Source organism: Bacteroides sp. MSK.20.12 (genome assembly GCF_019052435.1).
Lineage (GTDB): Bacteria > Bacteroidota > Bacteroidia > Bacteroidales > Bacteroidaceae > Bacteroides > Bacteroides xylanisolvens.
This window is the reverse complement of sequence record NZ_JAHQVH010000038.1, coordinates 25,585-48,432: the sequence shown is the minus strand read 5'-3', so window position 1 is coordinate 48,432 and position 22,848 is coordinate 25,585. Positions and strand designations below refer to the sequence as shown.

Here is a 22,848-nt window from a genome sequence, read left to right as displayed (position 1 = left end):
ATAAAATCGCATCAAAGAATGAAATTGAATAGAATAAAGGCTGTATTATCTGAAAAAGGTATCTCTCAGACATGGTTGGCTAAGAAACTCGACAAGAGTTTCAGTATGGTAAATGCCTATGCCTGTAATAGGATTCAACCAAATTTAGAAACCTTGCAACAGATAGCAGAGATATTGCAGGTCGATTTGAAGGATTTGATAACCGACAAAAAGGATAGGTGACATGAAGCAGTTTTCAGAAGCCACACGGGTGCAGATGCCTGCAATGGTTCATCTCACCCGAATAGGATATACTTACTTCGGCAAGTTGAGTGAAGATAAGAATGGCACGGTCTATGACGGTGACACGAATATTCTTTTGCAGGTATTTGAACGGCAGTTTAAGAATCTGAATCCCGGACATGAGGGAGAGTTTCTTCAAGTTTTGAAAGATATTCGTAAGGAACTGAACGATGATGACCTCGGTCGAGGATTTTACAACCGTCTCAAAGCTGTTTCGCATGTAAAGCTGATAGACTTTGATAACATTGGGAATAATACGTTCCATTTCACAGCCGAATTTACCTGTAAGAACGGACAGGACGAATTTCGTCCTGACCTTACTTTGTTCGTAAACGGGTTGCCACTTTGTTTTGTAGAAGTGAAGAAGCCCAACAATCATGGTGGTATGTTGGCCGAGAGCGCACGAATGAACAAAGAACGTTTTCCCAATAAAAAATTCCGCCGTTTCATCAACATTACGCAGTTGATGATATTCAGCAATAATATGGAATATGATGCGTTGGGCGGTATCGTACCCATACAAGGGGCTTTCTATTGTACTGGAGCACGTTCATACGCACCATTCAATTGCTTCCGTGAAGAAAATTTAAGCGGTCTGAAAATCGCACCGTTCCATCGTGACTATCCGTATAAGGAGATTGACAAGATGGTGGAAAAACAGATATTGTCTGATTACAATTGCCAAGTCATTCATACAAGCCCTGAGTACCAGACAAATCTTGGTTTCAACACCCCTACAAACAGAATCCTAACATCCATGTGTTCGCCTGAACGGTTGTTGTATATCATTAGATATGGTATTGCCTATGTCCGTATGGAGCGTGAGGTGGATGGAAAGATAGAATCTACCGACCAAAAGCATATCATGCGTTACCAACAATTGTTTGCATCGTTAGCTATTCGCCAAAAACTGGCAGAGGGGGTGAAATCTGGCGTAGTCTGGCATACGCAAGGTAGTGGTAAAACCGCCTTGTCATACTATCTGACTTATATTCTTAACGATTTCTATTCCAAACAAAATAAGGTTGCCAAATTCTATTTTATAGTAGACCGCCTTGACCTTTTGGAACAAGCCACACAAGAGTTTGAAGCTCGTGGGTTGGTAGTATCTACCGCCAATACAAGAGCCGAACTTATGGAGCAGTTCCGCAGTAATCAAGCGCAACAAGGTGTAAGCGGACAAGCTGAAATCACGGTTGTAAACATACAACGCTTTGCAGAGGATAAGGAAAAAGTACGCATCAGTGATTATGCAACCAATCTTCAACGCATTTTCATTCTTGACGAGGCGCACCGTGGATATAAGCCCGGTGGCTGCTTTCTTGCCAACCTCTTTGATGCCGATACCGATGCTGTTAAAATCGCACTTACGGGTACACCGCTGTTAAAGGAGGAACGCGCCAGTTGCAAGGTGTTTGGTAACTATCTGCACACCTATTACTACGATAAATCTATTGCCGATGGCTACACGCTGAAAATCATACGTGAGGATATAGAAACTTCCTACAAAGAGCGTTTGTCTGATGTGTACGACAAACTGGAAACCCTTGTACAAAAGAAAGACATTCGTAAGTCGGAAATCATAGAGCATCCAAGTTATGTAAGCGAGTTAGCCCGTTACATTATGACAGACTTAAAAGAGTTTCGCAAGATACAAGGAGATGATACTTTAGGCGGTATGGTCATTTGTGAAACCAGCGAACAGGCAAGGCGGCTTTATGATGTATTCCAAGAAGAATGGCAGAAGTATCAGCCGAAGCCCATCAAGATAAAACTTTCCGATGGTTCGTATGTAGTGGGTGAACCGGAAGTGGATTACAAATCAAAATACAGACCGCTGAAAGCCGGAATCATTCTTCACGATACGGATGACAAAGAAACTCGTAAGCAGATAGTCAAAGACTTCAAGAAAAATATGACAGTGGATATTCTCATTGTCTTTAATATGCTTTTGACTGGTTTTGATGCGCCACGCTTGAAACGCCTGTATTTCGGGCGCAAACTGAAAGACCACAATCTGCTTCAAGCCATAACACGTGTAAACCGTCCTTATCCGGGTATGCGTTACGGTTTTGTTATTGACTTTGCCGACATCAAGCGCAACTTCAAGGAAACCAACGAAGCATATTTGCAAGAGCTGAACCGCTTTAATGATGTGGACGAGACTGGCGAATCCGCTGCTACCGACACCTTTACCCAAGTTATTGAGGACAAGGAAGAGATATTGAATCAGATGAAGAAAGTTCGGCAAACGCTCTTCAATTACACATACGACAATGCGGAAGAGTTTTCTTCTGAAATCTCCACCGAAGAGGATAAGGCTGTATTGCTCGACCTCAAACAGGCATTGGAGTCAGCCAAAAACATGGCGAATATCGTGCGTACATTCGGGGATGACGAAATGAAAGAGCAATTTGCCAAACTCGAAATCACCAAGTTGCCACAACTGCTCTCTGAGGTGCAAAGACGGATAAGTATCATCAATCAGAAAGAGGCTTTCAATACAAACGAGGAAACGAAAACCCTAATTAATGAGGCAATGATGGATATAGAGTTCACTTTCTCCAAAATAGGACAAGAGGAAATGCGCCTTATATCCGGTGGTGTGGAATTGAAAGAAAAATGGCAGCGTACCATTTCTTCGTTTACCCAAAACTTCGACCAAGACGACCCGGAGTTCATTTCGTTGCGTGAAGCCTTTATGGAACGCTTCAAGGAACACGGTTTTGTGATTGACACGATAGCTAAGTTCAACGAGGAAACACAGGCTTTGGATGAAATCATCGGTCGTTTGCAAGACCTACAAAAGCGCAACAATGTCTTGTTGAAAAAGTACAAGGGCGATGAAAAATTTGCCCGTGTACACAAGCGCATACGTGAAGTGAACAAGCAAAGGGAAGATCAAGGACAGAAACCTATGTTCTCTTTTTTTGACGAAGAGATTGCAGCCATCCTCAATATTATAAAAGAAGATGTTGATGCCAAAGTGTATGATCGTAACGACATTCTGAAAAAGGATGCTTATTTCGGGCGCACGGTGATGGCTCTCATTAATGGATGTCTGTTTCATTTTCCGCAAATCAAGCCGGAAATGGACGATTACAAGTTCATCCAAACACGCATTTCACAACAATATATCAACCAATATAACGCCACTTATGGCATTGCATAAAGATTATGTCAGATATTAAAGAAAAAACATTAAGACTCATCGACGGGCTTAAAGCCACCTGCCAATCATACGGTATGGGAAACGATGGTAACGAATATAAGATTATCACTCAGGTGTTTCTCTATAAATTCCTGAATGACAAATTCGGTTATGAACTGAAAAATGCGAAAAGCGAGATTGCCAAGCAACTGACAGGAAACGTAAAATGGGAAACGGCATACGAAAATCTTTCTGCCGATGAGCGTATGCTTATTCAGAGTGCCATTTCGCCCGATGTCCCGATGCTCGAACCGTATCATTTGATTGCCAATCTTTGGAACCAGCAGGGAAAAGGTGATTTTGACACCATTTTCGATTCTACAATGACAGATATAGCGGAGCTGAATGCAGATATATTCTCCACGCAGACCACTGCCAACACGAAGATTCCATTGTTCGAGGCATTGACACCGTTTGTGACCGATTCGGCACAACGTGCGCCATTTGCCCGTGCTTTGGTGGATAAGCTCGTGAATTTCTCTTTTGAAGAAGCGTTTGCACAGAATTACGACTTTTTCTCCAGTATCTTTGAATATCTGATAAAAGACTATAATACAGCCGGCGGCGGTAAATATGCGGAATACTATACCCCCCACGCCATTGCCACGATTATGGCTCGTCTGTTGGTGGGTGATAATGCCGACCTGCATAGCATGGAGTGTTACGACCCATCGGCAGGAACAGGTACATTGCTTATGGCACTCAGTCATCAAATAGGTGAAGACCGTTGTACCATTTTCTCGCAAGATATATCCCAGCGAAGCAACAAAATGCTGAAATTGAACCTATTGCTCAACGGACTTGTATCTTCGCTTGACAATGCCATTCAAGGAGATACGCTTGTAAGCCCTTATCACAAGAGCGATGACGGACAACAGTTGCGCCAGTTTGATTTTGTGGTGAGCAATCCGCCTTTCAAGATGGACTTTTCAGATACCAGAGAGAAGATTGCTGCCATGCCAGCCCGTTTTTGGGCAGGAGTCCCCAATGTGCCTGCCAAAAAAAAAGAATCAATGGCAATATACACCTGTTTCATACAGCACGTTATCAATTCGCTGAAAAAGACAGGTAAAGGTGCGATTGTTATCCCTACTGGTTTTATTACAGCCAAAAGTGGCATTGAGAACAAAATTCTTCATAAAATTGTAGATGACAAAGTGGTATTTGGCTGTGTTTCTATGCCAAGCAACGTGTTTGCCAATACAGGTACCAATGTAAGTGTTCTTTTCTTTGATAAATCGGCATCTTCGGATAAGGTTATCCTGATTGACGCAAGCAAATTAGGAGAGGAGTACAAAGATGCCAACGGACTTAAGAAAGTACGTCTAAACGATGACGAGATAGAACGTATTGTTACGACATTCTTGAACAAAGAGGCTGTTGATGATTTCTCTGTCGCTGTAACCTACGATGAAATTAAGGAAAAGGGATATTCTCTTTCTGCTGGTCAATACTTTGATATTAAGATTGACTATGTGGATATTACAGAAGAGGAGTTTAACCAGCGAATGAATGACTACAAACAGACTTTAACTCAACAATTTGAAGAAAGTCATCGTCTGGAGACTGAGATAATGAAACAACTGAATAGTCTGAAGTTTAACAACTAAAATATATAAATCGCATAATATGGGACAGTTATATAATATATATTGTGATGAAAGTTGTCATTTGGAGCACGATAACGAAAGTGCAATGACAATTGGTGGTGTGTGGTGCCCTCAAAATAAAAAAGACGAGATTTTCCATCGCATACGTGAAATAAAAGAGGAGCATGGTCTAAGTAAGAACTTCGAAATAAAATGGAATAAGGTATCACCGGGACAATTAGATTTCTATATGGATATTATCAATTATTTCTTTGATAATAGCGACCTTCATTTCCGCGTGTTGGTTATCCCTGATAAGCAGAATTTAAAACACGAATTGTTCAATCAAACACACGATGACTTTTACTACAAGATGTATTTCAATATGCTCAAAACACTTTTTGAGCCAGATTGTGAATATAACATATATATAGATATAAAAGATACACGAGGACAGCGTAAGGTAGAAAAACTTCATGAAGTTTTATGTAACAATCATTATGATTTTGACCGCAACCTAATAAAAAAAGTACAGCAGGTAAGGTCAGAAGAAGTAGAATTAGTTGCATTGGCTGATTTGCTAATAGGAGCTTTATCATATATTCATAGAGGGAAAAACTCCAGTGAAGCAAAGCTAAAATTGATTGATCGAATTAAATCAAGAAGTGGCTATAATTTGATGGCCAGCACCCTCTATCGTGAGAATAAATTTAACATATTTGTTTGGAAAAGTGGATATGGGAAATAATGAATATTTTTATCTGCCTGACCTTATCGAATTGAGTGAGTTCGGTGGAGACTTTCATAAATATCTTGAAGCCGTATATGAGTGCTTCAAGCAGGACTTTATCGCCAAACGTCCTGTGTTTAGAGGAATTAGATTGGGATTGAAGAAATATCCATTGTCGCAAGATAAAGAGGCTACTTTTTGGCATATGACTTCAGAGGGTGAAGATGAAGCGACTAGAGAACCCGATTTGAGACGTATGGAGAGAATCAAATGGCCCGCTCCAATGATAAACCAATCTGAACACCCTTATTTGAAGGTGTGGGAGAATACTCGCGGCAACAAAACAAATGTTCTCATCTTTCACGAAGATGAGGGCTACTTAGTAGTATTACGAAAAGCAAAAGACTATATTTTGCCTTGGACTGCCTACTTGGTAACTTATAAATCTCGAAAGGAAAAATTGTTGAGAGAATATGAAATGTATATAAAAAGCAAGGAGCGATAAAAATATCGCCCCCGTTTCTCCTTCAACACATGGTTGCTGAGATGGTGCAAAGATAATGCTTTTTATATGCATTTCCAAGATTTTCCCGCACTTTTAACGATTTTATGGCTAAATTGTTTCAAAAAACGTGCAAAATGACCAATATAGATAAGCAGACAGAGGATAATTTTCAGGAAAGAATTATAGAAATGGCAAAGGCTTTATCAGACCTTCAAGACCGGGCTGTGATTGAATACACTCCGTTAGTTGATGATATATGCAGTAGAAAAGCAACAAAGGACGAGGTGGATCACTTGCTTACTTGGATGTTTGACTTCGTAGAAAATGAACGTATGCTTCTACTTTTCAAGAAAGTATGTCGTGCATATTTTTATACATATCCGGAAACTATTGCTTTCTATATCATGGAGTACCGTAAAGAGTATGACAGGGAGAGCCTAAAGGGTACAAAATACGAATACTTGTTAGAGGAGGATAAAAAACTATATGAAGAATAGTAAAGACAAGAAGGTATGATAGATTACGATAAATTAAATGAGCACATGCTAGAGATAGCCAAGAATACTGATGGAGGAATAAAGCTATCTGCATTTATGATTGACCAACTATTAGGTGGCTGTCAAAAGATTTCCGAGAAATCATTGCATGAGGGAATTGAGTTTGCTATTGCAAAACAAAAAAGAGAAATTGAAAGTATGCCATATGCTAGCAAAGAGCAGAAGGATTCTGAAAAGAGTAGAAGAGAATTGATACTCAAATTATGCGAGGAACAAATGAAAACTTTTCTAAAGAGCCCAAATAGGTTGCTATAATGAATGATATCTCGCCACGTTATTTAATGAGTATAGTTCAAAATATCAATGACCGTTTATTTGAATTATACAAAGGGTATGACGATGTGACCAATTATCTAGAAAAATGGCATATCGTGTACGATTGTTATGGAGATAACGAGAACTTCTATTTCTACTATAAAGATGAAGAGAGAAAGAAACTTGATGTAAAGAAAACGCTCCATAATATTGATGGTGAAACTCTTCTGAAAATAGCAATAGATTTGGGAGTAGAAACACCAGACTACATTCCATGTATTCCTGTTTTCAAAAATGAGCTAAAATCTAGTTACGAAACGGCTAGTCAAACCTTTGAAAAAGCCTTCAAAAATGTAGAAGAAGATCCAAGCTTAGCTATTGGATTAGCGAATTCTGCATTAGAAAGCATTATAAAAGAAATTCTCAAAGATGATAGAATTAATGTTGTGTGGGATGAAAAGAACACGCTTTACAGTTTGATTAAGAGTATTACTAAGGCGTTTAAATTAACTACAGAAGTAGGAATGCCAGATGAAATTAAAACAATCTCTACGTCTTTAGTTGGTGCTTGCAAAGCTATCGAGGATTTAAGAAGTGGAAAAACTATCTTTCATGGCAAGATGGATACTAATTATCTTATTTCAGAACCATTATATGCTTACCTCGTAGTTAATGCTGTATCTACCGTCGGTCTATTTTTACTTAACTTTTACAAGAAAAAGTATCCACCGATTATTCAACCGACCATAGATGTAGATGATTTACCTTTTTAAGAACGAAATATGAAGAAATATAAATTAGGAGAAATAGCAGACTTTAACGTAAAAGCAATCAGTAAATCTGACTCATTACAAGAAATAATTTACCTAGATACTAGTAGTATTACAGAAAATGTAATATCTGATACTATTATTATCAACATAGAAGATGCTCCAAGCCGTGCTCAGCGTAGAGTGAAAAACAATACAATTATATACTCAACCGTTCGTCCCCGATTAAAGCATTATGGTATATTAAATAATCCACAAACTAATTTTATTGTATCAACAGGTTTTGTTACCATAGATCTTAAAGAGCAATACAAACAAATTATAGATCCTAGATATCTGTATTTATTATTAACACAATCAACCATAACAGAATATATCGGAAATATTGCAGATACAGCTGTTTCTGCATATCCTTCTATCAATCCAGCTGATATCTCATCATTATCTTTCAATTTTCCGAGTTTTGATTTGCAGAAATCTGTTGCAGATATCTGGGAGAATTATGATAAGAAGATTGTCCTTAATCGTCAGATAAATCAGAATTTACCGATACCTGACCGTTCATATAATTACAGGTCGTAATCTAAAAGCATTTTCATTTACTTCCATTTGGTACAACCTAATTTGCGGATTTAGTTCCTTGCGAACATATTGGATTATTTTTTCTTTCTCTGTTTGTTCTATATTGACACCAAAATAGATAGACTCAAAGCATTCGCCTTTCAGTGGTATATAGTGGCGTATCTCACGCCAATCCCATATTTCCTTTGTCAGCTTTGCTTGTTGAGGAGTAAATGCTGCATATATTGGACTTGGTTTTGGTATGACTAATCTAACCTCCTGCTCATATTCCCATTCCTTTGCTTTTGTCCGCCATTGATAACTGAATAAATCTTTTGTGGTATGATACGCGTTAGGACGCTCTATTATATCCTGATATTGAACATCAAGAACAAGCGGTTCAAGATATATTGTACCAAACATTGGCGGAACAGATTCCATCACTTTGTCTATGTCAAGTCCTATACAAATACCTTTATGGTTATAACAATAATGACTCCACATTAGTAATGAATTATTAACTTTCGACAAGCTGCATAACCATGTATCATTGCGCAAATTGAGGGCGTCATTTTCTTCTTTCTCTATCCACCAATCCTTTGGTATCCATCCTTGAAGTTCAGTGTCCGGCACATTTGAGTAGTCAATTAATTTTGGATGACAATCGAAAGGGTCATTCAGTTGAGACGCATTAGTGAATTGAAGGTCTTGATTTCCAATCATGCACTTTGCGCCAACTATATCTAAATATTTGTAGAGTATGCGAGACATTTTTATTCTATTGTTATTTGTCCATTCATTAAAAGTGGTAAAAGTTCGTCACGCTGCTTGATAAGATTTGAGATTTCCTCTTGCAACTTCACTACCTGCTTAAAGATTGGTGATATAAGTTTCTCAAATTTATCCGCAATATCTTTATTATCAGGTATGGCGATTGTGCTTTGTTGTAAATGGTCTTGCGTAATATGTCCCATCGTTGTTTTCCTTGCTTCTGCCATTTTCTTGAATACATCGACATAATCCAAAAGTTGAAAATAGTAGAATGACTTCGGGAAATCATTTGCAGATGTAACCTTAAAGATATGCTGATTAAGTCCTCCAAGCCCATAAGCCCAGAGCATAACTTCCAGTGATGCCGACCATGAAAATAGCACATCACCATTATATACCTTTACTGATTCTGGTATATTTGACGTTACCTCTTCAGTGTCAATAGAAATACCATCGTGCATTTCTCGTATCTTGATAACAGGCAATGGCACTTCATCAGCCTTTGGTCTGAATTTCTGACAAGCCAACCCATTTGTAAAAACAGCAATTTCAGAGAGGTTCCCACAATGCCAGCCAACAGGAATGTTGCGTTTCAGCTTATCATTCCAAACCATTTCTCCACCGCTTGACTTATACGGCTTCCCCTCCTCATTCGGGAAATCAAACTGCACGAACCAATAGTCATAGAGTTGTTTTGCCATCGCCTCTAAATTCTGATTTATCTGACGATTGATAATGATTTTCTTGTCAAGTGTTTGAAGAATTTGGGCAATTTTTGTTTGTTTTTCAATATTTGGCAAGAAAATTTTTAGTCCGTAATAGTTGTCAAATGTCATACTCGGAACTCCGGTTCCCGAATCTAAATTGCTCAAATCCAATAGAGACAAATATCGATACAAATAATACGGATTTGCTAAGTTTGTATTCACTTCAGTGTAATATAGTGTATCTACAGTCCAAAATGGCACATCGCAATATTGGATATTATCCAATGTTCCCTTACGAGGTAACAAGACACTTGGCTTATCGTAAAGAAATTTGTCAACATAGCGCATAATGCCCCCACTTCCAAGAACAGGGTATTTCCCGTTTGAAAGCATCTTGTGGCCTTTGCCATTTTTTATTTTTACTAAATCTGAAAGCCTGTAAGATTGCATATCCTTTTCCATTTGAGGGGCAAAGTTACGCATTTTTAGGCAGATTTTTGTGATTCAGTTATCCCAAATACTTCTTATGAGCCAACTTTACATTGTTTTGATTCACAATGGCATAATGCAGTGTGGTGTCAATGCGTACATGGCCAAGCAGACGTTGAACCTGTTCGATGGGCATACCTTTGTCAATGGCCATTGTAGCAAGGGTTCGCCGAAACTTGTGAGGATGAACTTTTGGCATAGAAAGGGATTGACCTAATTTTCTGATTCTGACTTCCACGCCGCTGATAGTCAGTCGTGAATGTGGCGAATTGAGGGAAACAAATAAAGCTGGATTGTTGTCTGTTCGCTCATTAAGGTATTGTTGCAAATGTAGTTTTGTACGGGCGTTGAAGTAAACTACACGCTCCTTGTTGCCTTTTCCGAATACCACACATTGACGCTCATGGAAATCTATATCCTCACGATTCAGTTTGACCAACTCACCCACACGAATGCCTGTAGATGCCAGAATATCTATAATGGCAAGGTCTCTTTTGTTCGTACAACAGTCACGAAGCTGCTCTAATTGCTCGTCCGAGAGTACCTCCTTTACCAGAGAATCAGTCTTTACCTTATGGATTCGTCTAACAGGGCTTTTTGCGATATAGTCTTCATCTTCCAACCATGCAAAGAAGCTGGAGAAGATGCGCCTCATATTGTCAATGGTTACTTTGCTTGATTGATGTTCTTCTTGATAATCGGATAGATAGGAGCGAATGTCTGTTGTACTGATGTGGCAAATAGCCAAAGAGAGCGTAACCAATAACCGCTCAATGGTATTGCGGTAGTAAGCCAGAGTTTTGTCTGAACATCCCTCTATCTTTTTGGCTGATATAAAGGAGCTAAGAAGATGCTCATTCTCTTGCGTTTGCTGTGTGGCGCAATCGCTTTTTTCTATGATTTCTACATTATGCAGTTCTGATGCAAGCACGGCTTTAAGTCGTGCCATTTGTCGGCAATCCAAGTCACGCTGCATTTCCGCAACTATCGCCTGAATGATGTTCTCTTTCATAATTCTGATATTTTTGTCCTTATATATAATATAAGAGGCTGCTAAATCAGAATTTAGAGGCGATGGCAAAGCAACTTTACGATTATTGGTTTGTGCAATTTGACTTCCCGAATGAGGAGGGGAAACCGTATAAATCTAGTGGAGGCAAGATGGTTTGGAATGAGAAGTTGAAGCGAGAAATTCCCGAAGGATGGGATAATTGTACATTAGAGTATTTCCTAACTATCAAAAATGGACGTGACCACAAGCATTTAGCAGAAGGTTTATATCCTGTTTATGGTAGTGGTGGAGAAATGCGTAGAGTAAAAGAAAGCTTATATAGAGGAGAGTCGGTTTTAATGCCAAGAAAGGGGACATTAAACAACATCATGTATATTGATGAAGCCTTTTGGACTGTTGATACAATGTTTTATTCTGAAATGAAAATTCCGCATTGTGCTAAATATATTTTCTTTGCCATCAAAGACATTGATTTTACAAGATGGGATTCTGGAACAGGTGTGCCAAGCATGACAGCTTCAACTCTTTATAACTTAACAATGATAAAGCCCAATAAAGATTTACTCAAAAGATTCGATAAAACTATAGCTCCGATATTTTACAAAATGAAGCAAATAAAAGTAGAATGTGAAGAGTTGATTAAGCAGCGCAACGAACTTTTACCACTTCTGATGAACGATCAAGTGTCGGTAAATTCTGATTTAGCGAAATGTATAAGTGAAATTGGGATAGTCGCAATAATTCGCAACTATCCCAACTCTTTATTGAAATATTGGAGATTAGTGATAATATACAAATGCAGAATCACCTTCTCCTATAACTTTTCTTCTCATTCAGCTTCTTTACCGCTCCTATCGCAAACATCAAACACCTTCTCCGATACGCCTCTTCCTCCTCATCAGGTCTTCGGCCATCCCAAGGAAGATCAGAGGTCGAGCCTCCACTACAGGAAGAAATTGATACAGGCTGGCCACCGATGAGTGCATCGGCGACGGCAAAAATCAGATTGCGAACCGATGGTATAGCCAACTGATCAAACAGCATATTCAATTCAGATTCCAAACTTTCGTTTGTGTCAGAAAGGGATTTGTTATCCCGTCTCAGCTGATAAAGCTCCCCATAATCTGCCAGTACATTACGCTGTGCTGCTTCAACCTGCCGTGCCGCATCATTTCTGTACAGGGATTCTATTTTGCGGACAATATCAGTAAACTGTTTAGCTATATACTGGTTCTGACGCTCAACCCATTTATCGCTACCGAACAAAGGTACTTTCTCGGTAATCTGTGGTGGCGTGAAATCAACCTTGTGGTTACGAAACGGCTGGACAACCGAACGGGCTTTTGTCGCATCTGCGGTCAGCCGTTCCAGTTCCTGCTCCTTTACGTGGAGTTTGTCGGTCTTGTCTTCAAGTTTGGTCTGATACTCTGCAATGAGCTCCTGTATATCCGCTTTCTGCGCTTCATACCTGTCGAGCGTAATCTTACCTGAAGCCAGTTCCTTGTCCGCCTCTTCAAGTTGCAGCCTATAACTGAAAATTCTTGATTCCAGATTCCGCATCATGGATTGAAGTCCCTTGACGGCTTTCTCCGCCTGTTTCGCCTCCTTGGTCAGCTTGCGGATATAGTCGCGTTTGTTCAGATGCTGTACATTACGCCCGTCAATACTGTCCCCACGTTCAAGACCGTATTTGCTGCCAACCTCGTCATATAGGGAAGTGTGCATCTCTTTCAATATCCGGCCATATTCATAGCGGTCTTTCCCGAACTTTGCCGACCACATCACACTCTCCCGTCCGCTTTTTGGGCGGATACCGACCGGAACAATCAGAGCGTGAATATGCGGACTGCTCTCGTCAATATGCACCTGAAAACCGACAATGTTTTTCTGTCCGTATCTGTTGGAGCACCAGTCATAGACATCCTTCGCCCAATTCTCGATTTCCTCGCAACGGTGCAGGTGGCTGTTGTCCGCACCTTTCTCCAGATTGACGGACTGATTCCCGAAAGCCATTTCAAGCGTCCGGTCATGGTTTCCTCCGAAGACAAACTTAGCGCAACAGTTCGGTTGGATTTTGCTGTCCGCCTTGAACGGCTTCCAACCCAATTCGTCCAGCCGTTCTTGCAGACGGACTTCAAGCGATTTCTCCTGATAACCCAACGGATGTATCTTTCCGTCAGGACCGATCTCGAAATTCAATTTCATTCTGGTCCTGTCGTAGTGGTTGGTCGGATCCTGATTCTTTCTGTCAATCTTGTCATCGTTCCAACGTCTTTCATTTTCATTGGCCTCTGCCGTGCCGAATGATTTGCCGGCTTCGACGTGCATAGCTTGTTTTATATCTGTATTCATATAGGTATTCTTTTTATAAATGATTTATGTTTGAGCTTGCTCACTCCGAACCGGATTCTGCCGGATGCCGGAGGAACTTTATTGCTGTCAGGCAAAAAGTCCTTATTGTGTTATGGACTTTCTTATAAATTCCCGAAGTAAGACTTCGGATTACTCCACCAATGCCAGATCCAGTCCGTCAATGAGCAACTGCAAAGCAGGGTTACGCTGTATCATCAGTTGAAGTATTTGACGTTTGGACGGTGAAAAGAGAAAGAAATCTGCAATGTCCAACCCTTGACTGCGTTGTTCTTCAGTAGCTGTACGTTCTAGAATGTCAGAGACAGTAACCTTTTTACAAATGCCAGATAATAAAGCGGACTTCGCGTTCCATTGTTCGGTTGCTCCTAAATCAGGGATGAGAGTAACCTCCCTGCCTTTGAGAACCTGCATAGCTTCACTGTTGAAACAACCGTTCTTTCCACCTGTTGCCAGCCATATATAATCGGGGATAAAATGACTCATTACAACAGCGGTCTTTTCACTTTCCACCAGCATTACCGGAGACGATGAATTTTTCAGAAGATGTTCTCCAAACAGACATTGCTTCAAATGAAAATCCTGCAACTTCAACTCGGAATGCGCCCAGCTGACAAAAGCCTTAGGCTCTTTAACCCGATGGCCTGTCTCAGCATTATAGCACATTACCTTGCCGGTTCTTACCTGTCCATTTATATCTGTCTGCCAGAAAACCGCCGCGCCTCCCCATTTTGAAGACGTCCCGATGCGATACATTCCAAACAATCTGGTTGTCTCATCTTCACCAAATACATGACAGAAATACTGATATAAAGGGTTGATTGAATAATGCGACAGACTCCTTAACACATAAGATAACGGAATATGCGAAGGGACAATACAAACTGGAGTTTTATTTATCAACTTATAAGAGGCATATTGGAGTGACTTGCCAGCATTCTCATTCATTTCAAACACATCAGGGTTATTCTTAAAGTATTCCTTAGGTGTATAGTGGTAGCCACAACTGTTCTCATGGTCACACTTTCCGACATTCCCGGGAAAGATAATGCTGCCCTGTTCATCAACATACCTGACAAAACATCGGCTTTTACCACACTCCGGACAAGTAGTCTTGCTTCCGAACCTATATTTCTGTAAATGGAATCTGTATTCACTCATGGTTCTCTGATTTTAGTGTGGTTGCACTATGCACTTTTGCACTTTGAGCAGATTGCACGGTATCTTGGCAAGAAGAAAGTGCAATAGTGCAAGGTGCATCAGTGTTTTCCGTCATAAGCTTGCGATAGGCTCCATGCTGAAGTTTTTCTATAACAGGGTGCTGAAGCCGACACAATTGGTCAAGCGCATAATAGACAGTACGTCTGGACATATCAACTTTTCTACCAGCAATAACAGCATCCCCGGAAGTAAACCTATCTTCCAATAAGGATAGCCAAGCTTCCTTTGTTTCACCGATACTGTTCATGACAATGGTTTCCCGAATTCTCTCGTATGTTTCCTCATAATAATCAATCATACGGATTGCAGCTTTCACAGAATCCAACTCCACGTATTGCATATCTCCTTCATCAGTAGCCCATTTCATCACCTGAAACAATAGGGTAAGACGCGCGACATGCCCGTTGAGTTTCATCTTGCGACTTTCAACATCGGCATCGTCCTCAATAGCATTTACAGCATCGATAATTCCATTATACCACTCGTAAAAACATTCTTCCGCATCGTCAGACATTGTAAGAATCCGGGGATTTAACGTTGCACCTTTATCATCAAGAACGCAAGGGATACTGAAGATTCTGTTGATTATTGTCCTCCATTGATTCATGATGTCAGGACGGACTGTATTCCGTTCTTCTCGTCTCCATCCCGATATCTTCCTGTTTTTGGGATAGACAAACAGAAAACGGTCAAGCAATCCGTTGGCAAGGAACTCTGCACGGAAGACTTCCTGCAGCATATTTGTCTGTACTGAACCGATGACATTTATACATGGATTCTTGATTAGAACAGGACGAGATTCTGATTTGCGGATAATCTTTAACGGCTGTCCGCTATAAGCTGTCAACAGGTCTTCAATGAGGTTGTTCTTGCTGTTGTACCTTTTGACGGAATTGAACAAAGCCAGAATTTCATCAACTACCAATGTTATCCCACGTTGATTATGCTGATGAATATTCATCATCGCCTCTGGAGTAGAGTCATAAATGACTGTCGTTACAAAATTCGGTTTCTTGAGCAACTGTTCTTCCCTGTCACTTCCGTGCTTGCCTGCCGACATGGATCTTTCATATTCGTCGCATTCCTCGTTATATTTCTCATGCAGCCGGTCATCATACTCATTAATAGGCTTATATATAAAACCGAGAGGAGGGGTTTTCCCAAGCCCAGGACGACCGACCAACATCATATAAAGGGATGGGCAAGTTTTCCACTCGCCCTTTATACGGATATGACAAGAGTTGCCTATTGCAGTAGCAACAGCAGAAAGAACAATAGACGCAGTATATTCCACATTGAAATTTTCGTATCTGGCAAGGTTCAGGATAATCTCCTGTATCTTGTCCGGGAAGGCATCCAACGGAAGACCTGTTTCCGGAATGCCTTCCACTTCAGAACGAAGCATGTTGGTCAAATGAATGGTGTCAAACATAGCCACCTCCTTCCTGCTTTGGAAGTTCATCGCCAATAGCGAAAGCTTCATAATGGAAACGACGCAGAAAGTGGTCCACGTCTTCCTGCGTGTACCAGTATTTATCACCTTCACGCGAGTAGCCGAGATAGCCGTTGTCTCGCAACTTTTTCAGATACTTTTCTTTGATGTTCAATTTCTCCATCAAAGACTTGTTGTCATAGAGACAGCACCCACCTGTCTTACTTGGAGGTGGTAATTGCAACTGTTTTTCTACTATGCCGAGAATCTTCTCAAGCAATTCCCTCTCACATAGATTTTTCTCTCCATCTAATTTCTTAGCCATAGTTTTTCGTATTATGGCTTAACCTTCCTGATGCACACTCGGACTGTAAGCCGGGTTTATGTTATGGCACGACTGTGCACATCGACCATAACGGCAGCGAAGGTAGAGAGTCATTAGCACTTAGGAAGTTAGGATGGATTAGGCTAATGAATTAGACCGAAGTTAGGATTGTATTAGATAATATTAGAATTGGGAATTAAAGCATTGATTATAAACAAAAAGAGTAGCTATCAAGCTACTCAAAAAACTTATCGATTTCCTTGGATTTTGCAGGAACGACAAGGTCTTTCCTATTCGACCGGGACTGCCCCAAATCAGGCATTTCAAACAAGTGGCTCAGTTCCGTATCAGGAAAGACCCCCAATCTGCCGAATTTCCAGAATGACTTCTCGTCCATATCAGAATATACAGGCTTGTCTCCACAATATATTCGCCCACACATATATGCCAGCAGAACTTTGGAATCATTCCACTTATAATGGGAACCTTTTTCGCTCATATAACCAGTCTCTATCGCTTTCGCAAAAACTTTAACAGCCAGTTCCGTATTCAACATTCCTGTCAAGACAACAGCCCCTTCGTCACATACTGACTGTTCCTCCGAAACAGAGGAATTGCCATTTTGCACCTTTATTTTTCCCTTATTTCCCTCTTTCAGCATTTCAGCGCAAAAGGCAAGAGCCGCACCTGAAATCAATGTTATGATAGTACCCCAAAACGTTGTAGAGCCAGTATTATCTCCATCAATCGGATTTATCACACCGACTCCGACAAGCAATAGCGTACCGGCAAACAAGGTAATTGCACTTGACCAAAGAATCAGCCTTGCATATCTTTTGAAAGCAAAGGACAATGCAAGAACGATAATACAAAGACCTATAACCAAGAATATTATTTGTAGCATAAATATTTCACATTACATAGAAACAAAAACTAATTATCTCAATACCATAAATTCTAAAAATCATATTATTTCAAGCGGAGTTAACTCGTCTTTCAGTCGAGCCACTTCAGCAGACAAGGTTTCCGGCAAGAAACGGGCATAGACTTTCTCTGTTACATCCGTACTACCATGACCAAGCAATCGACTTACTACAGACATTGACAATCCTTTATTCAGGGCAAAGACCGCAAACGAATGTCTGGCCGCATGCATTGAAAGACTGAAAGGTAGCCCAATCTGCTCTCCCACGACCGCCAGCGACTGATTGATACATTTAGTCGCATTATTACGAGCCTTATAAAGAGCCTCCGCATCATCCAAATCCAAAGTTTCTTTCACAAGGTCAAATACATACCGACATCCTGCACGTTTTTCCTGCCATTGTTGCAATATGCGCAATGCAGGTTCAGTCAGAGGAATCACATGACGTTTGTTTGTTTTTATCATAATCTTCCGCAACTTTTTCCGGGCAAAATCGATATGTTTCCATTGCAGGGTCATCACATCCACCACACGAAGTCCGCAAGCGTGGAACGCAAAGAAAAACATTTCTAAAAATTCCCTTCTACGTGGTTCCTGACAGGTTTTGTAATATTCTAAAAGAGCAGACATTTGCTCTTTAGTCAGGCTTTTCCCGTCAAACTCAGCCTCTTCCTCTGAAAGTGAAACTTTTGTAACGATACGCATATCCTGAATCCTTGCATTCACGGCTGGATCTATCATGCTCATTTCACTCGCGTATGCACACGCTTTCAATATCGGTGTCAAGGCATGATTAATTGTCGCATCGCTATTCTGTTTGATTTCTTTGCGCCAAACGATATAACTGTCCAATAGTTCTGGTGTCATATCACCTACATATATTGCGTCCGAACGGTATGTGCCTTGTTTGGTTGCCCGTAAAAAAGCCTGAAAAATGTTCATGCAACTCTTTCCGTTCTCGTATCGGCTTCTACCGATTCTGTTCCTTGAATAATCCGAAGAAAGACGTTCCAATGTGAACTCCACAAAATCTTTTCCCTGATCACGACGTGCAAGAGGCTTGTCTGCAAGAAAACCGGAAACGACATCCGCTGTAATTTGGTTCGGATGTTTTTCGTTATACTCGGCAAGCTGCGAATCTATACGTTCGACACGTGCAAGCAGAAGTTGGTTCAGTCGTTTGAACTCACCACCATAGCTTGCACGGATTTCACCCCGTCCCTGATTGCCGTTCTGATTCCAGTCTGCAACCTTGACAAAGACATTTGTAGTCTTACGGATTATCTGCCTGTTCCAAGTATATTCCAACTCGACAGGATAGGCTTTATCTTTATCAACTTCTTTTGGTGTACGAAGTCGATATTTGCCCAACGGATATAGTCTTTTCGGTCTTCCCATACGCTTTTTCCTCCTTTTAGCAATATTCCTGAGGAGAAACAAAGATATGGAATTTTAGACAAACAAACTCCGTTTTTGAGAAGAAAAACCGCAATTTAGACAAACAAACCGCACTATCAAACACCCTAAAACACCAGCGCGACAAACAAATTTTCATTGTTTATCGCGCTGATATTTAATTGTTTAATCTATTCGAAAAGCGTCAATACTCCTCCTCGTTGAAGAAGAAATCCTCCTTACTAGGATAATCCGGCCAAATATCTTCGATACTCTCATAGATTTCGCCCTCATCTTCCATCTCTTGGAGGTTCTCAATAACTTCAAGAGGAGCACCCGAACGCATGGCATAATCAATCAATTCATCCTTGGTTGCCGGCCAGGGAGCATCTTCAAGTTTTGATGCTAGTTCCAATGTCCAATACATAATCTTGAGTATTTAAAATGAATACTAAATTTGTCTCTTTTTCTATTTTTCGGCAAAAGTATAATAAAATCTATCATTTCCAACTATTATCCCAAAATATTTCATTATTTTGTTCATCAAAATTAATTTTTCGGGATAATACAAACAAATAATCTGATAATCTGTTGACAAAAGCTAATACTTCAGGAGAAATTGTACAAGTTTCGGACAAAGCCAGAATGCGTCTTTCAGCTCTCCGACAAATCGTACGGCAAACATGGCAAACGGCTGCTCCACGACTTCCGCCGGGAATGATGAAAGCGCAAAGTTCGGGTAATTGCTCGTCCAGCTTATCAATCTCCCGCTCAATACTTTCCACATGTTCGGGGGTAATGATGCTGGCGGGTTTCAGTTGTGTTTTCTCCTGGTCGGTGGCCAGGTGTGAACCGATGGCGAATAACTTATGTTGAATACTCAAGATAAAATCCCGGTCGGACTCCTCCTGCAGATAAGTGTGCAGCCATCCCAGGTGAGAATTTAATTCATCCACCGTTCCGTAAGCTTCCAGGCGGATATGAGTTTTTGGAACGCGACTTCCGCCGACAAGACTGGTAGTTCCTTTGTCTCCGGTCTTTGTATATACAAGGCTCTTTTTCATAACTTTCTTTTTTACTATTATAGATGGTAAACGTACAAAGGTTCTTAGAAGTTGATGATATACTGCTGTTTTATCTTCGTTTTATCAAAAAATAGTAAACCGACGTCATATAGGTCGAAAGTTATTCCTACCCTTTCGTCAGCCTGCCACTTTTTCCAAAGCGCTTTCATCTCTTTGGAATAGCAGATTCCATGGACTACAAATACACTTTTAGGAGTAGTACGGTGTACGCAAACCCGAAATACTTCTTCCAATAAGTCCGGATTTTGGTAATCGTTCAGATACAGAAAATCGACTGAAGTATCCGCATCCAGAAACAATTCCGACAAGTCGGAAGCAAAGAGATAAGAAGCCGATGGTTTAGCAGACTGTAAGTACAAGGCTGTCGAGGAAGGACGCCCAACCTCAATAATCGTATCAGGCTGTACTCTATTTACCAACCGGAACAAAAAACGGTTTACCTTTTGAGAACCTTTGGTCCACCCACACTCTCTTACCATCTTTTTTTGTTCTTCTTTCAAGGAAGAATAAGCATAGTAAGGCATCTTCTCATAAATTACATCGGTAATGAGACTGAAAGCAAATGGGGAATGGACGCCATATCCGCAACGATGACGAAAGCGGGAAAGCCAGATAAAAGGTCTTTTTATACAGAGTAGAAGATTCATAAAACAATCATTCGTATTTTTATTCTCCCGACAAAGATATATTTTTTTATTGAAAAAGGGTTGGTTCTTTGCAGGAACCAACCCTTATTCATTTATTCCAAGTTACTACTGCAGTCTGAATGACACAGGCACAGTATATTTCACTCGAACTTTCTTACCATTTTGCACTCCGGGAGTCCATTTCGGCATAGAACTTATCACGCGGATAGCTTCTTTATCCAAATAAGGATCAACCCCTCGCACCACTTCAGGATTAGAAATCGTTCCGTCTCTATCTACTACAAACTGAACAATGACTTTTCCCTGTGAGCCAGTTTCTTGCGAAATCGTCGGATATTTGATATTGCTACCTAAATATTTCATTAAAGCAGCTGTACCTCCAGGAAACTCCGGCATGACTTCAACACTTACGTGAATAATGTCTTCAACTACCGTTTCTGTTTCTACCACTGGTGGTATCCAAATAACGTCATGAACTGCATTCATATCCTCTGACACTGTAGAAACGTTATCCGTCACCTCCATATTGTTTTCCACTATTTCGAACAATTCTGTTACCTTAGTTTCGGGAGGAGGAGGCGGTTCCAGTTTCTCTTCAGGGAATGTGATCGGAACTAGCTCTGTTACAAAGATGGATTCATCATCTGGTGATAGTGCTGCAACTCTGACATCATGTTGTGTCCATTCGAACGAAACGAACATGAAGGCTAGCGCAACAACCAAACCCATCAACAACCAAGAACCCCGTTGATTCTCAATTGCAGCCTTTTTTGATTTCTTGGCTTCCATAAAAAATGTGTTTAAGTAATTAATAATAGAAAATATATAGTATATATACTACTTTTCGTTTTTCCTCTTAAGCATTACTTAAAGTGCTCTCTCGCTGCAATAAATATAGTCTTTTTATGGATAGGTTGTTACGACGCCCCTTGTTTATTTTATTCTTTTCTCTTCTTTTCGATAAAATTTATGAATTAATCCTCATATCGGACAACCTGTCCATTCCTGTCAACAATAATCCTTGAATATATGTCTTTCAAAGCACACAAGAATAAATCTTTGCTAAGTACAGTAATGTTATGATAGACGGGAGCAGTAAGAGGCTTTCCTTTTTCATCCATCAGCCCGTAAAGATTGTAACTACCATATCTATAAATTCCGGTAGGCTTCATGATTGTTCCTTCGCCGTCTTCTGCCCTTTCCATCGTATCATAATCCAGTGAAGTCACATCATGATAAACATTCTTATTTAGTATCCTACCATCATAAGCAATCTGTAACTGAACTCCATCCGGTCTATCTGCCACTAAATAATCATCTAATAATTCAATATCCCTGTATTCTGCAGGAAGAAGTACATGCAAAGAATCATCCAGTACTCCATACATCTTTCCGTCATTGAATACTCTTTTTCCATATTGCGGATTTTGTATATACTCATAGGATGGTTTCAGTACCCATTCTCCCTTTTTATTGATTATGCCACATTTCCCGGTTGCATCATACATACTGCTATACCCATCGTGAAACACAAGCCCAACTTGCTTCTTATTATCCTTAGCATAAGGAAACTGAAAATCAATCACAGTCTTTCCTTGATGATCAATAAATCCAACCTTATTATTCAGTACTACAGCTGCCAAGCCTTCGGAGAAGATCCAGGCATGTGTATATTGTGCCGGTATCACATTCGCTCCCGTATAACGGTCGAAATATCCACGTTTGAAGTTTTTGGAATAAACAACCAACGAATCTGTATATGCATCCGCCGCAAACAGCCAGTCGATGCCGTCAATCGTTGTTTTTCCGGTAGTCATATTGCGTATACTATATTTCTCGTCACTGATAAAAGAACGACACTCGCTACTGTATATATCAGCCAATTGCTCGTCACTCTCATAATGTTCACAAAAACCAATAGTCAACATAATGCTAACCCAAAGCAGGCACAATACAGCAATTGTACCCAAAGCTTTTCCCAAAGTTATCTTTTTCATTTTATCTTTATA

The 22,848-nt window shown here is 40.2% G+C and carries 23 protein-coding genes and 1 pseudogene; 10 read left to right on the top strand and 14 right to left on the bottom strand.

Features of this window, described 5'->3' with window-relative positions; genetic code table 11:
• Positions 1-18 precede the first annotated feature (18 nt).
• The 9 genes from KTR06_RS17980 to KTR06_RS17940 all read left to right on the top strand — a co-directional run bounded on the left by KTR06_RS17980 (position 19) and on the right by KTR06_RS17940 (position 8,481).
• Positions 19-222, top strand: coding sequence for a helix-turn-helix domain-containing protein (locus tag KTR06_RS17980; protein WP_004316526.1), 204 nt, complete (start codon positions 19-21; stop codon positions 220-222).
• Between the two features lies 1 nt (position 223).
• Positions 224-3,454 (top strand): type I restriction endonuclease subunit R, encoded by a 3,231-nt coding sequence (locus KTR06_RS17975; RefSeq protein WP_118687061.1) that lies wholly within the window; start codon positions 224-226, stop codon positions 3,452-3,454.
• Between the two features lie 5 nt (positions 3,455-3,459).
• Positions 3,460-5,103, top strand: coding sequence for an N-6 DNA methylase (locus KTR06_RS17970; protein WP_118687062.1), 1,644 nt, complete (start codon positions 3,460-3,462; stop codon positions 5,101-5,103).
• 19 nt (positions 5,104-5,122) lie between these two features.
• Entirely contained in the window at positions 5,123-5,830 is a 708-nt protein-coding gene (locus tag KTR06_RS17965) for a DUF3800 domain-containing protein (RefSeq protein ID WP_118687063.1), read from the top strand.
• A complete protein-coding gene (locus tag KTR06_RS17960) occupies positions 5,820-6,317 on the top strand; it encodes a hypothetical protein (protein ID WP_118687064.1) in 498 nt (165 codons plus the stop codon). The genes KTR06_RS17965 and KTR06_RS17960 overlap by 11 nt, the downstream gene beginning before the upstream one ends.
• A 134-nt stretch (positions 6,318-6,451) precedes the next feature.
• Positions 6,452-6,814 (top strand): hypothetical protein, encoded by a 363-nt coding sequence (locus KTR06_RS17955; RefSeq protein WP_118687065.1) that lies wholly within the window; start codon positions 6,452-6,454, stop codon positions 6,812-6,814.
• A gap of 15 nt (positions 6,815-6,829) precedes the next feature.
• On the top strand, positions 6,830-7,129 hold the full coding sequence (locus KTR06_RS17950) for a hypothetical protein (protein ID WP_118687066.1): 300 nt from the start codon (positions 6,830-6,832) through the stop codon (positions 7,127-7,129).
• A complete protein-coding gene (locus KTR06_RS17945; protein WP_254306441.1) occupies positions 7,129-7,902 on the top strand; it encodes an abortive infection family protein in 774 nt (257 codons plus the stop codon). Before KTR06_RS17950 ends, KTR06_RS17945 begins: the two co-directional genes overlap by 1 nt.
• A gap of 9 nt (positions 7,903-7,911) precedes the next feature.
• A complete protein-coding gene (locus KTR06_RS17940; RefSeq protein WP_217290656.1) occupies positions 7,912-8,481 on the top strand; it encodes a restriction endonuclease subunit S in 570 nt (189 codons plus the stop codon).
• Here the strand turns inward: KTR06_RS17940 and KTR06_RS17935 are convergent.
• Genes KTR06_RS17935 through xerA form a run of 3 tightly spaced genes read right to left on the bottom strand, consistent with a single transcriptional unit; the run spans position 8,461 to position 11,439 of the window.
• A complete protein-coding gene (locus KTR06_RS17935; RefSeq protein ID WP_118687069.1) occupies positions 8,461-9,231 on the bottom strand; it encodes a DUF2971 domain-containing protein in 771 nt (256 codons plus the stop codon). The genes KTR06_RS17940 and KTR06_RS17935 overlap by 21 nt on opposite strands.
• Positions 9,232-9,233: 2 nt before the next feature.
• A complete protein-coding gene (locus KTR06_RS17930; RefSeq protein ID WP_217290655.1) occupies positions 9,234-10,421 on the bottom strand; it encodes a restriction endonuclease subunit S in 1,188 nt (395 codons plus the stop codon).
• A 25-nt stretch (positions 10,422-10,446) separates the two neighbouring features.
• Complete coding sequence (gene xerA, locus KTR06_RS17925; RefSeq protein WP_118687070.1) at positions 10,447-11,439, bottom strand: site-specific tyrosine recombinase/integron integrase; 993 nt, start codon at positions 11,437-11,439, stop codon at positions 10,447-10,449.
• A 62-nt stretch (positions 11,440-11,501) separates the two neighbouring features.
• Here xerA and KTR06_RS24785 point away from each other — a divergent pair.
• Positions 11,502-12,014: pseudogene (locus KTR06_RS24785) on the top strand (hypothetical protein); the annotation flags it as partial.
• Between the two features lie 229 nt (positions 12,015-12,243).
• On the opposite strand, the gene mobV reads toward KTR06_RS24785, so the two are convergent.
• From mobV to KTR06_RS17870, 11 genes are all read right to left on the bottom strand, one after another.
• Positions 12,244-13,791 (bottom strand): MobV family relaxase, encoded by a 1,548-nt coding sequence (mobV, locus tag KTR06_RS17920; protein ID WP_118687071.1) that lies wholly within the window; start codon positions 13,789-13,791, stop codon positions 12,244-12,246.
• Positions 13,792-13,941: 150 nt separating this feature from the next.
• Positions 13,942-14,970, bottom strand: a complete 1,029-nt coding sequence (locus KTR06_RS17915) for a DUF6371 domain-containing protein (protein ID WP_118687072.1) — start codon at positions 14,968-14,970, stop codon at positions 13,942-13,944.
• On the bottom strand, positions 14,963-16,462 hold the full coding sequence (locus KTR06_RS17910; RefSeq protein ID WP_118687073.1) for a DUF3987 domain-containing protein: 1,500 nt from the start codon (positions 16,460-16,462) through the stop codon (positions 14,963-14,965). Before KTR06_RS17910 ends, KTR06_RS17915 begins: the two co-directional genes overlap by 8 nt.
• On the bottom strand, positions 16,455-16,787 hold the full coding sequence (locus KTR06_RS17905; protein WP_118687074.1) for a helix-turn-helix domain-containing protein: 333 nt from the start codon (positions 16,785-16,787) through the stop codon (positions 16,455-16,457). Before KTR06_RS17905 ends, KTR06_RS17910 begins: the two co-directional genes overlap by 8 nt.
• Positions 16,788-17,022: 235 nt before the next feature.
• Positions 17,023-17,691: a hypothetical protein gene (locus KTR06_RS17900; RefSeq protein WP_118687075.1), complete on the bottom strand. Its 669-nt coding sequence runs from the start codon at positions 17,689-17,691 to the stop codon at positions 17,023-17,025.
• 60 nt (positions 17,692-17,751) lie between these two features.
• Positions 17,752-19,110 carry a tyrosine-type recombinase/integrase gene (locus tag KTR06_RS17895; RefSeq protein WP_118687076.1) on the bottom strand — a complete coding sequence of 453 codons (1,359 nt, stop codon included), beginning with the start codon at positions 19,108-19,110 and terminating at the stop codon, positions 17,752-17,754.
• Between the two features lie 202 nt (positions 19,111-19,312).
• Entirely contained in the window at positions 19,313-19,534 is a 222-nt protein-coding gene (locus tag KTR06_RS17890; RefSeq protein ID WP_002558131.1) for a DUF2795 domain-containing protein, read from the bottom strand.
• Between the two features lie 73 nt (positions 19,535-19,607).
• Positions 19,608-20,171, bottom strand: a complete 564-nt coding sequence (locus KTR06_RS17885) for a cob(I)yrinic acid a,c-diamide adenosyltransferase (RefSeq protein ID WP_004313274.1) — start codon at positions 20,169-20,171, stop codon at positions 19,608-19,610.
• Positions 20,172-20,215: 44 nt separating this feature from the next.
• On the bottom strand, positions 20,216-20,839 hold the full coding sequence (locus KTR06_RS17880) for a hypothetical protein (protein WP_212134271.1): 624 nt from the start codon (positions 20,837-20,839) through the stop codon (positions 20,216-20,218).
• Positions 20,840-20,944: 105 nt separating this feature from the next.
• On the bottom strand, positions 20,945-21,628 hold the full coding sequence (locus tag KTR06_RS17875) for an energy transducer TonB (protein ID WP_008023080.1): 684 nt from the start codon (positions 21,626-21,628) through the stop codon (positions 20,945-20,947).
• 185 nt (positions 21,629-21,813) lie between these two features.
• The gene (locus tag KTR06_RS17870) at positions 21,814-22,836 is read right to left on the bottom strand and encodes a WG repeat-containing protein (RefSeq protein ID WP_117683429.1); all 1,023 of its coding nucleotides are present in this window, start codon (positions 22,834-22,836) and stop codon (positions 21,814-21,816) included.
• Positions 22,837-22,848: the final 12 nt, after the last annotated feature.

What these genes read in the sequence shown, in the direction of transcription:
- KTR06_RS17910 (WP_118687073.1), bottom strand. Translation starts at nt 16,462, where the DNA reads ATGTTTGACACCATTCATTTGACCAACATGCTTCGTTCTGAAGTGGAA.
- KTR06_RS17950 (WP_118687066.1), top strand. Translation starts at nt 6,830, where the DNA reads ATGATAGATTACGATAAATTAAATGAGCACATGCTAGAGATAGCCAAG.
- KTR06_RS17895 (WP_118687076.1), bottom strand. Translation starts at nt 19,110, where the DNA reads ATGGGAAGACCGAAAAGACTATATCCGTTGGGCAAATATCGACTTCGT.
- KTR06_RS17960 (WP_118687064.1), top strand. Translation starts at nt 5,820, where the DNA reads ATGGGAAATAATGAATATTTTTATCTGCCTGACCTTATCGAATTGAGT.
- KTR06_RS17880 (WP_212134271.1), bottom strand. Translation starts at nt 20,839, where the DNA reads ATGAATCTTCTACTCTGTATAAAAAGACCTTTTATCTGGCTTTCCCGC.
- xerA (WP_118687070.1), bottom strand. Translation starts at nt 11,439, where the DNA reads ATGAAAGAGAACATCATTCAGGCGATAGTTGCGGAAATGCAGCGTGAC.
- KTR06_RS17970 (WP_118687062.1), top strand. Translation starts at nt 3,460, where the DNA reads ATGTCAGATATTAAAGAAAAAACATTAAGACTCATCGACGGGCTTAAA.
- KTR06_RS17975 (WP_118687061.1), top strand. Translation starts at nt 224, where the DNA reads ATGAAGCAGTTTTCAGAAGCCACACGGGTGCAGATGCCTGCAATGGTT.
- KTR06_RS17935 (WP_118687069.1), bottom strand. Translation starts at nt 9,231, where the DNA reads ATGTCTCGCATACTCTACAAATATTTAGATATAGTTGGCGCAAAGTGC.
- KTR06_RS17900 (WP_118687075.1), bottom strand. Translation starts at nt 17,691, where the DNA reads ATGCTACAAATAATATTCTTGGTTATAGGTCTTTGTATTATCGTTCTT.
- KTR06_RS17915 (WP_118687072.1), bottom strand. Translation starts at nt 14,970, where the DNA reads ATGAGTGAATACAGATTCCATTTACAGAAATATAGGTTCGGAAGCAAG.
- KTR06_RS17940 (WP_217290656.1), top strand. Translation starts at nt 7,912, where the DNA reads ATGAAGAAATATAAATTAGGAGAAATAGCAGACTTTAACGTAAAAGCA.
- KTR06_RS17980 (WP_004316526.1), top strand. Translation starts at nt 19, where the DNA reads ATGAAATTGAATAGAATAAAGGCTGTATTATCTGAAAAAGGTATCTCT.
- KTR06_RS17885 (WP_004313274.1), bottom strand. Translation starts at nt 20,171, where the DNA reads ATGAAAAAGAGCCTTGTATATACAAAGACCGGAGACAAAGGAACTACC.
- KTR06_RS17905 (WP_118687074.1), bottom strand. Translation starts at nt 16,787, where the DNA reads ATGGCTAAGAAATTAGATGGAGAGAAAAATCTATGTGAGAGGGAATTG.
- KTR06_RS17875 (WP_008023080.1), bottom strand. Translation starts at nt 21,628, where the DNA reads ATGGAAGCCAAGAAATCAAAAAAGGCTGCAATTGAGAATCAACGGGGT.
- KTR06_RS17870 (WP_117683429.1), bottom strand. Translation starts at nt 22,836, where the DNA reads ATGAAAAAGATAACTTTGGGAAAAGCTTTGGGTACAATTGCTGTATTG.
- KTR06_RS17945 (WP_254306441.1), top strand. Translation starts at nt 7,129, where the DNA reads ATGAATGATATCTCGCCACGTTATTTAATGAGTATAGTTCAAAATATC.
- KTR06_RS17965 (WP_118687063.1), top strand. Translation starts at nt 5,123, where the DNA reads ATGGGACAGTTATATAATATATATTGTGATGAAAGTTGTCATTTGGAG.
- mobV (WP_118687071.1), bottom strand. Translation starts at nt 13,791, where the DNA reads ATGAATACAGATATAAAACAAGCTATGCACGTCGAAGCCGGCAAATCA.
- KTR06_RS17930 (WP_217290655.1), bottom strand. Translation starts at nt 10,421, where the DNA reads ATGCGTAACTTTGCCCCTCAAATGGAAAAGGATATGCAATCTTACAGG.
- KTR06_RS17890 (WP_002558131.1), bottom strand. Translation starts at nt 19,534, where the DNA reads ATGTATTGGACATTGGAACTAGCATCAAAACTTGAAGATGCTCCCTGG.
- KTR06_RS17955 (WP_118687065.1), top strand. Translation starts at nt 6,452, where the DNA reads ATGACCAATATAGATAAGCAGACAGAGGATAATTTTCAGGAAAGAATT.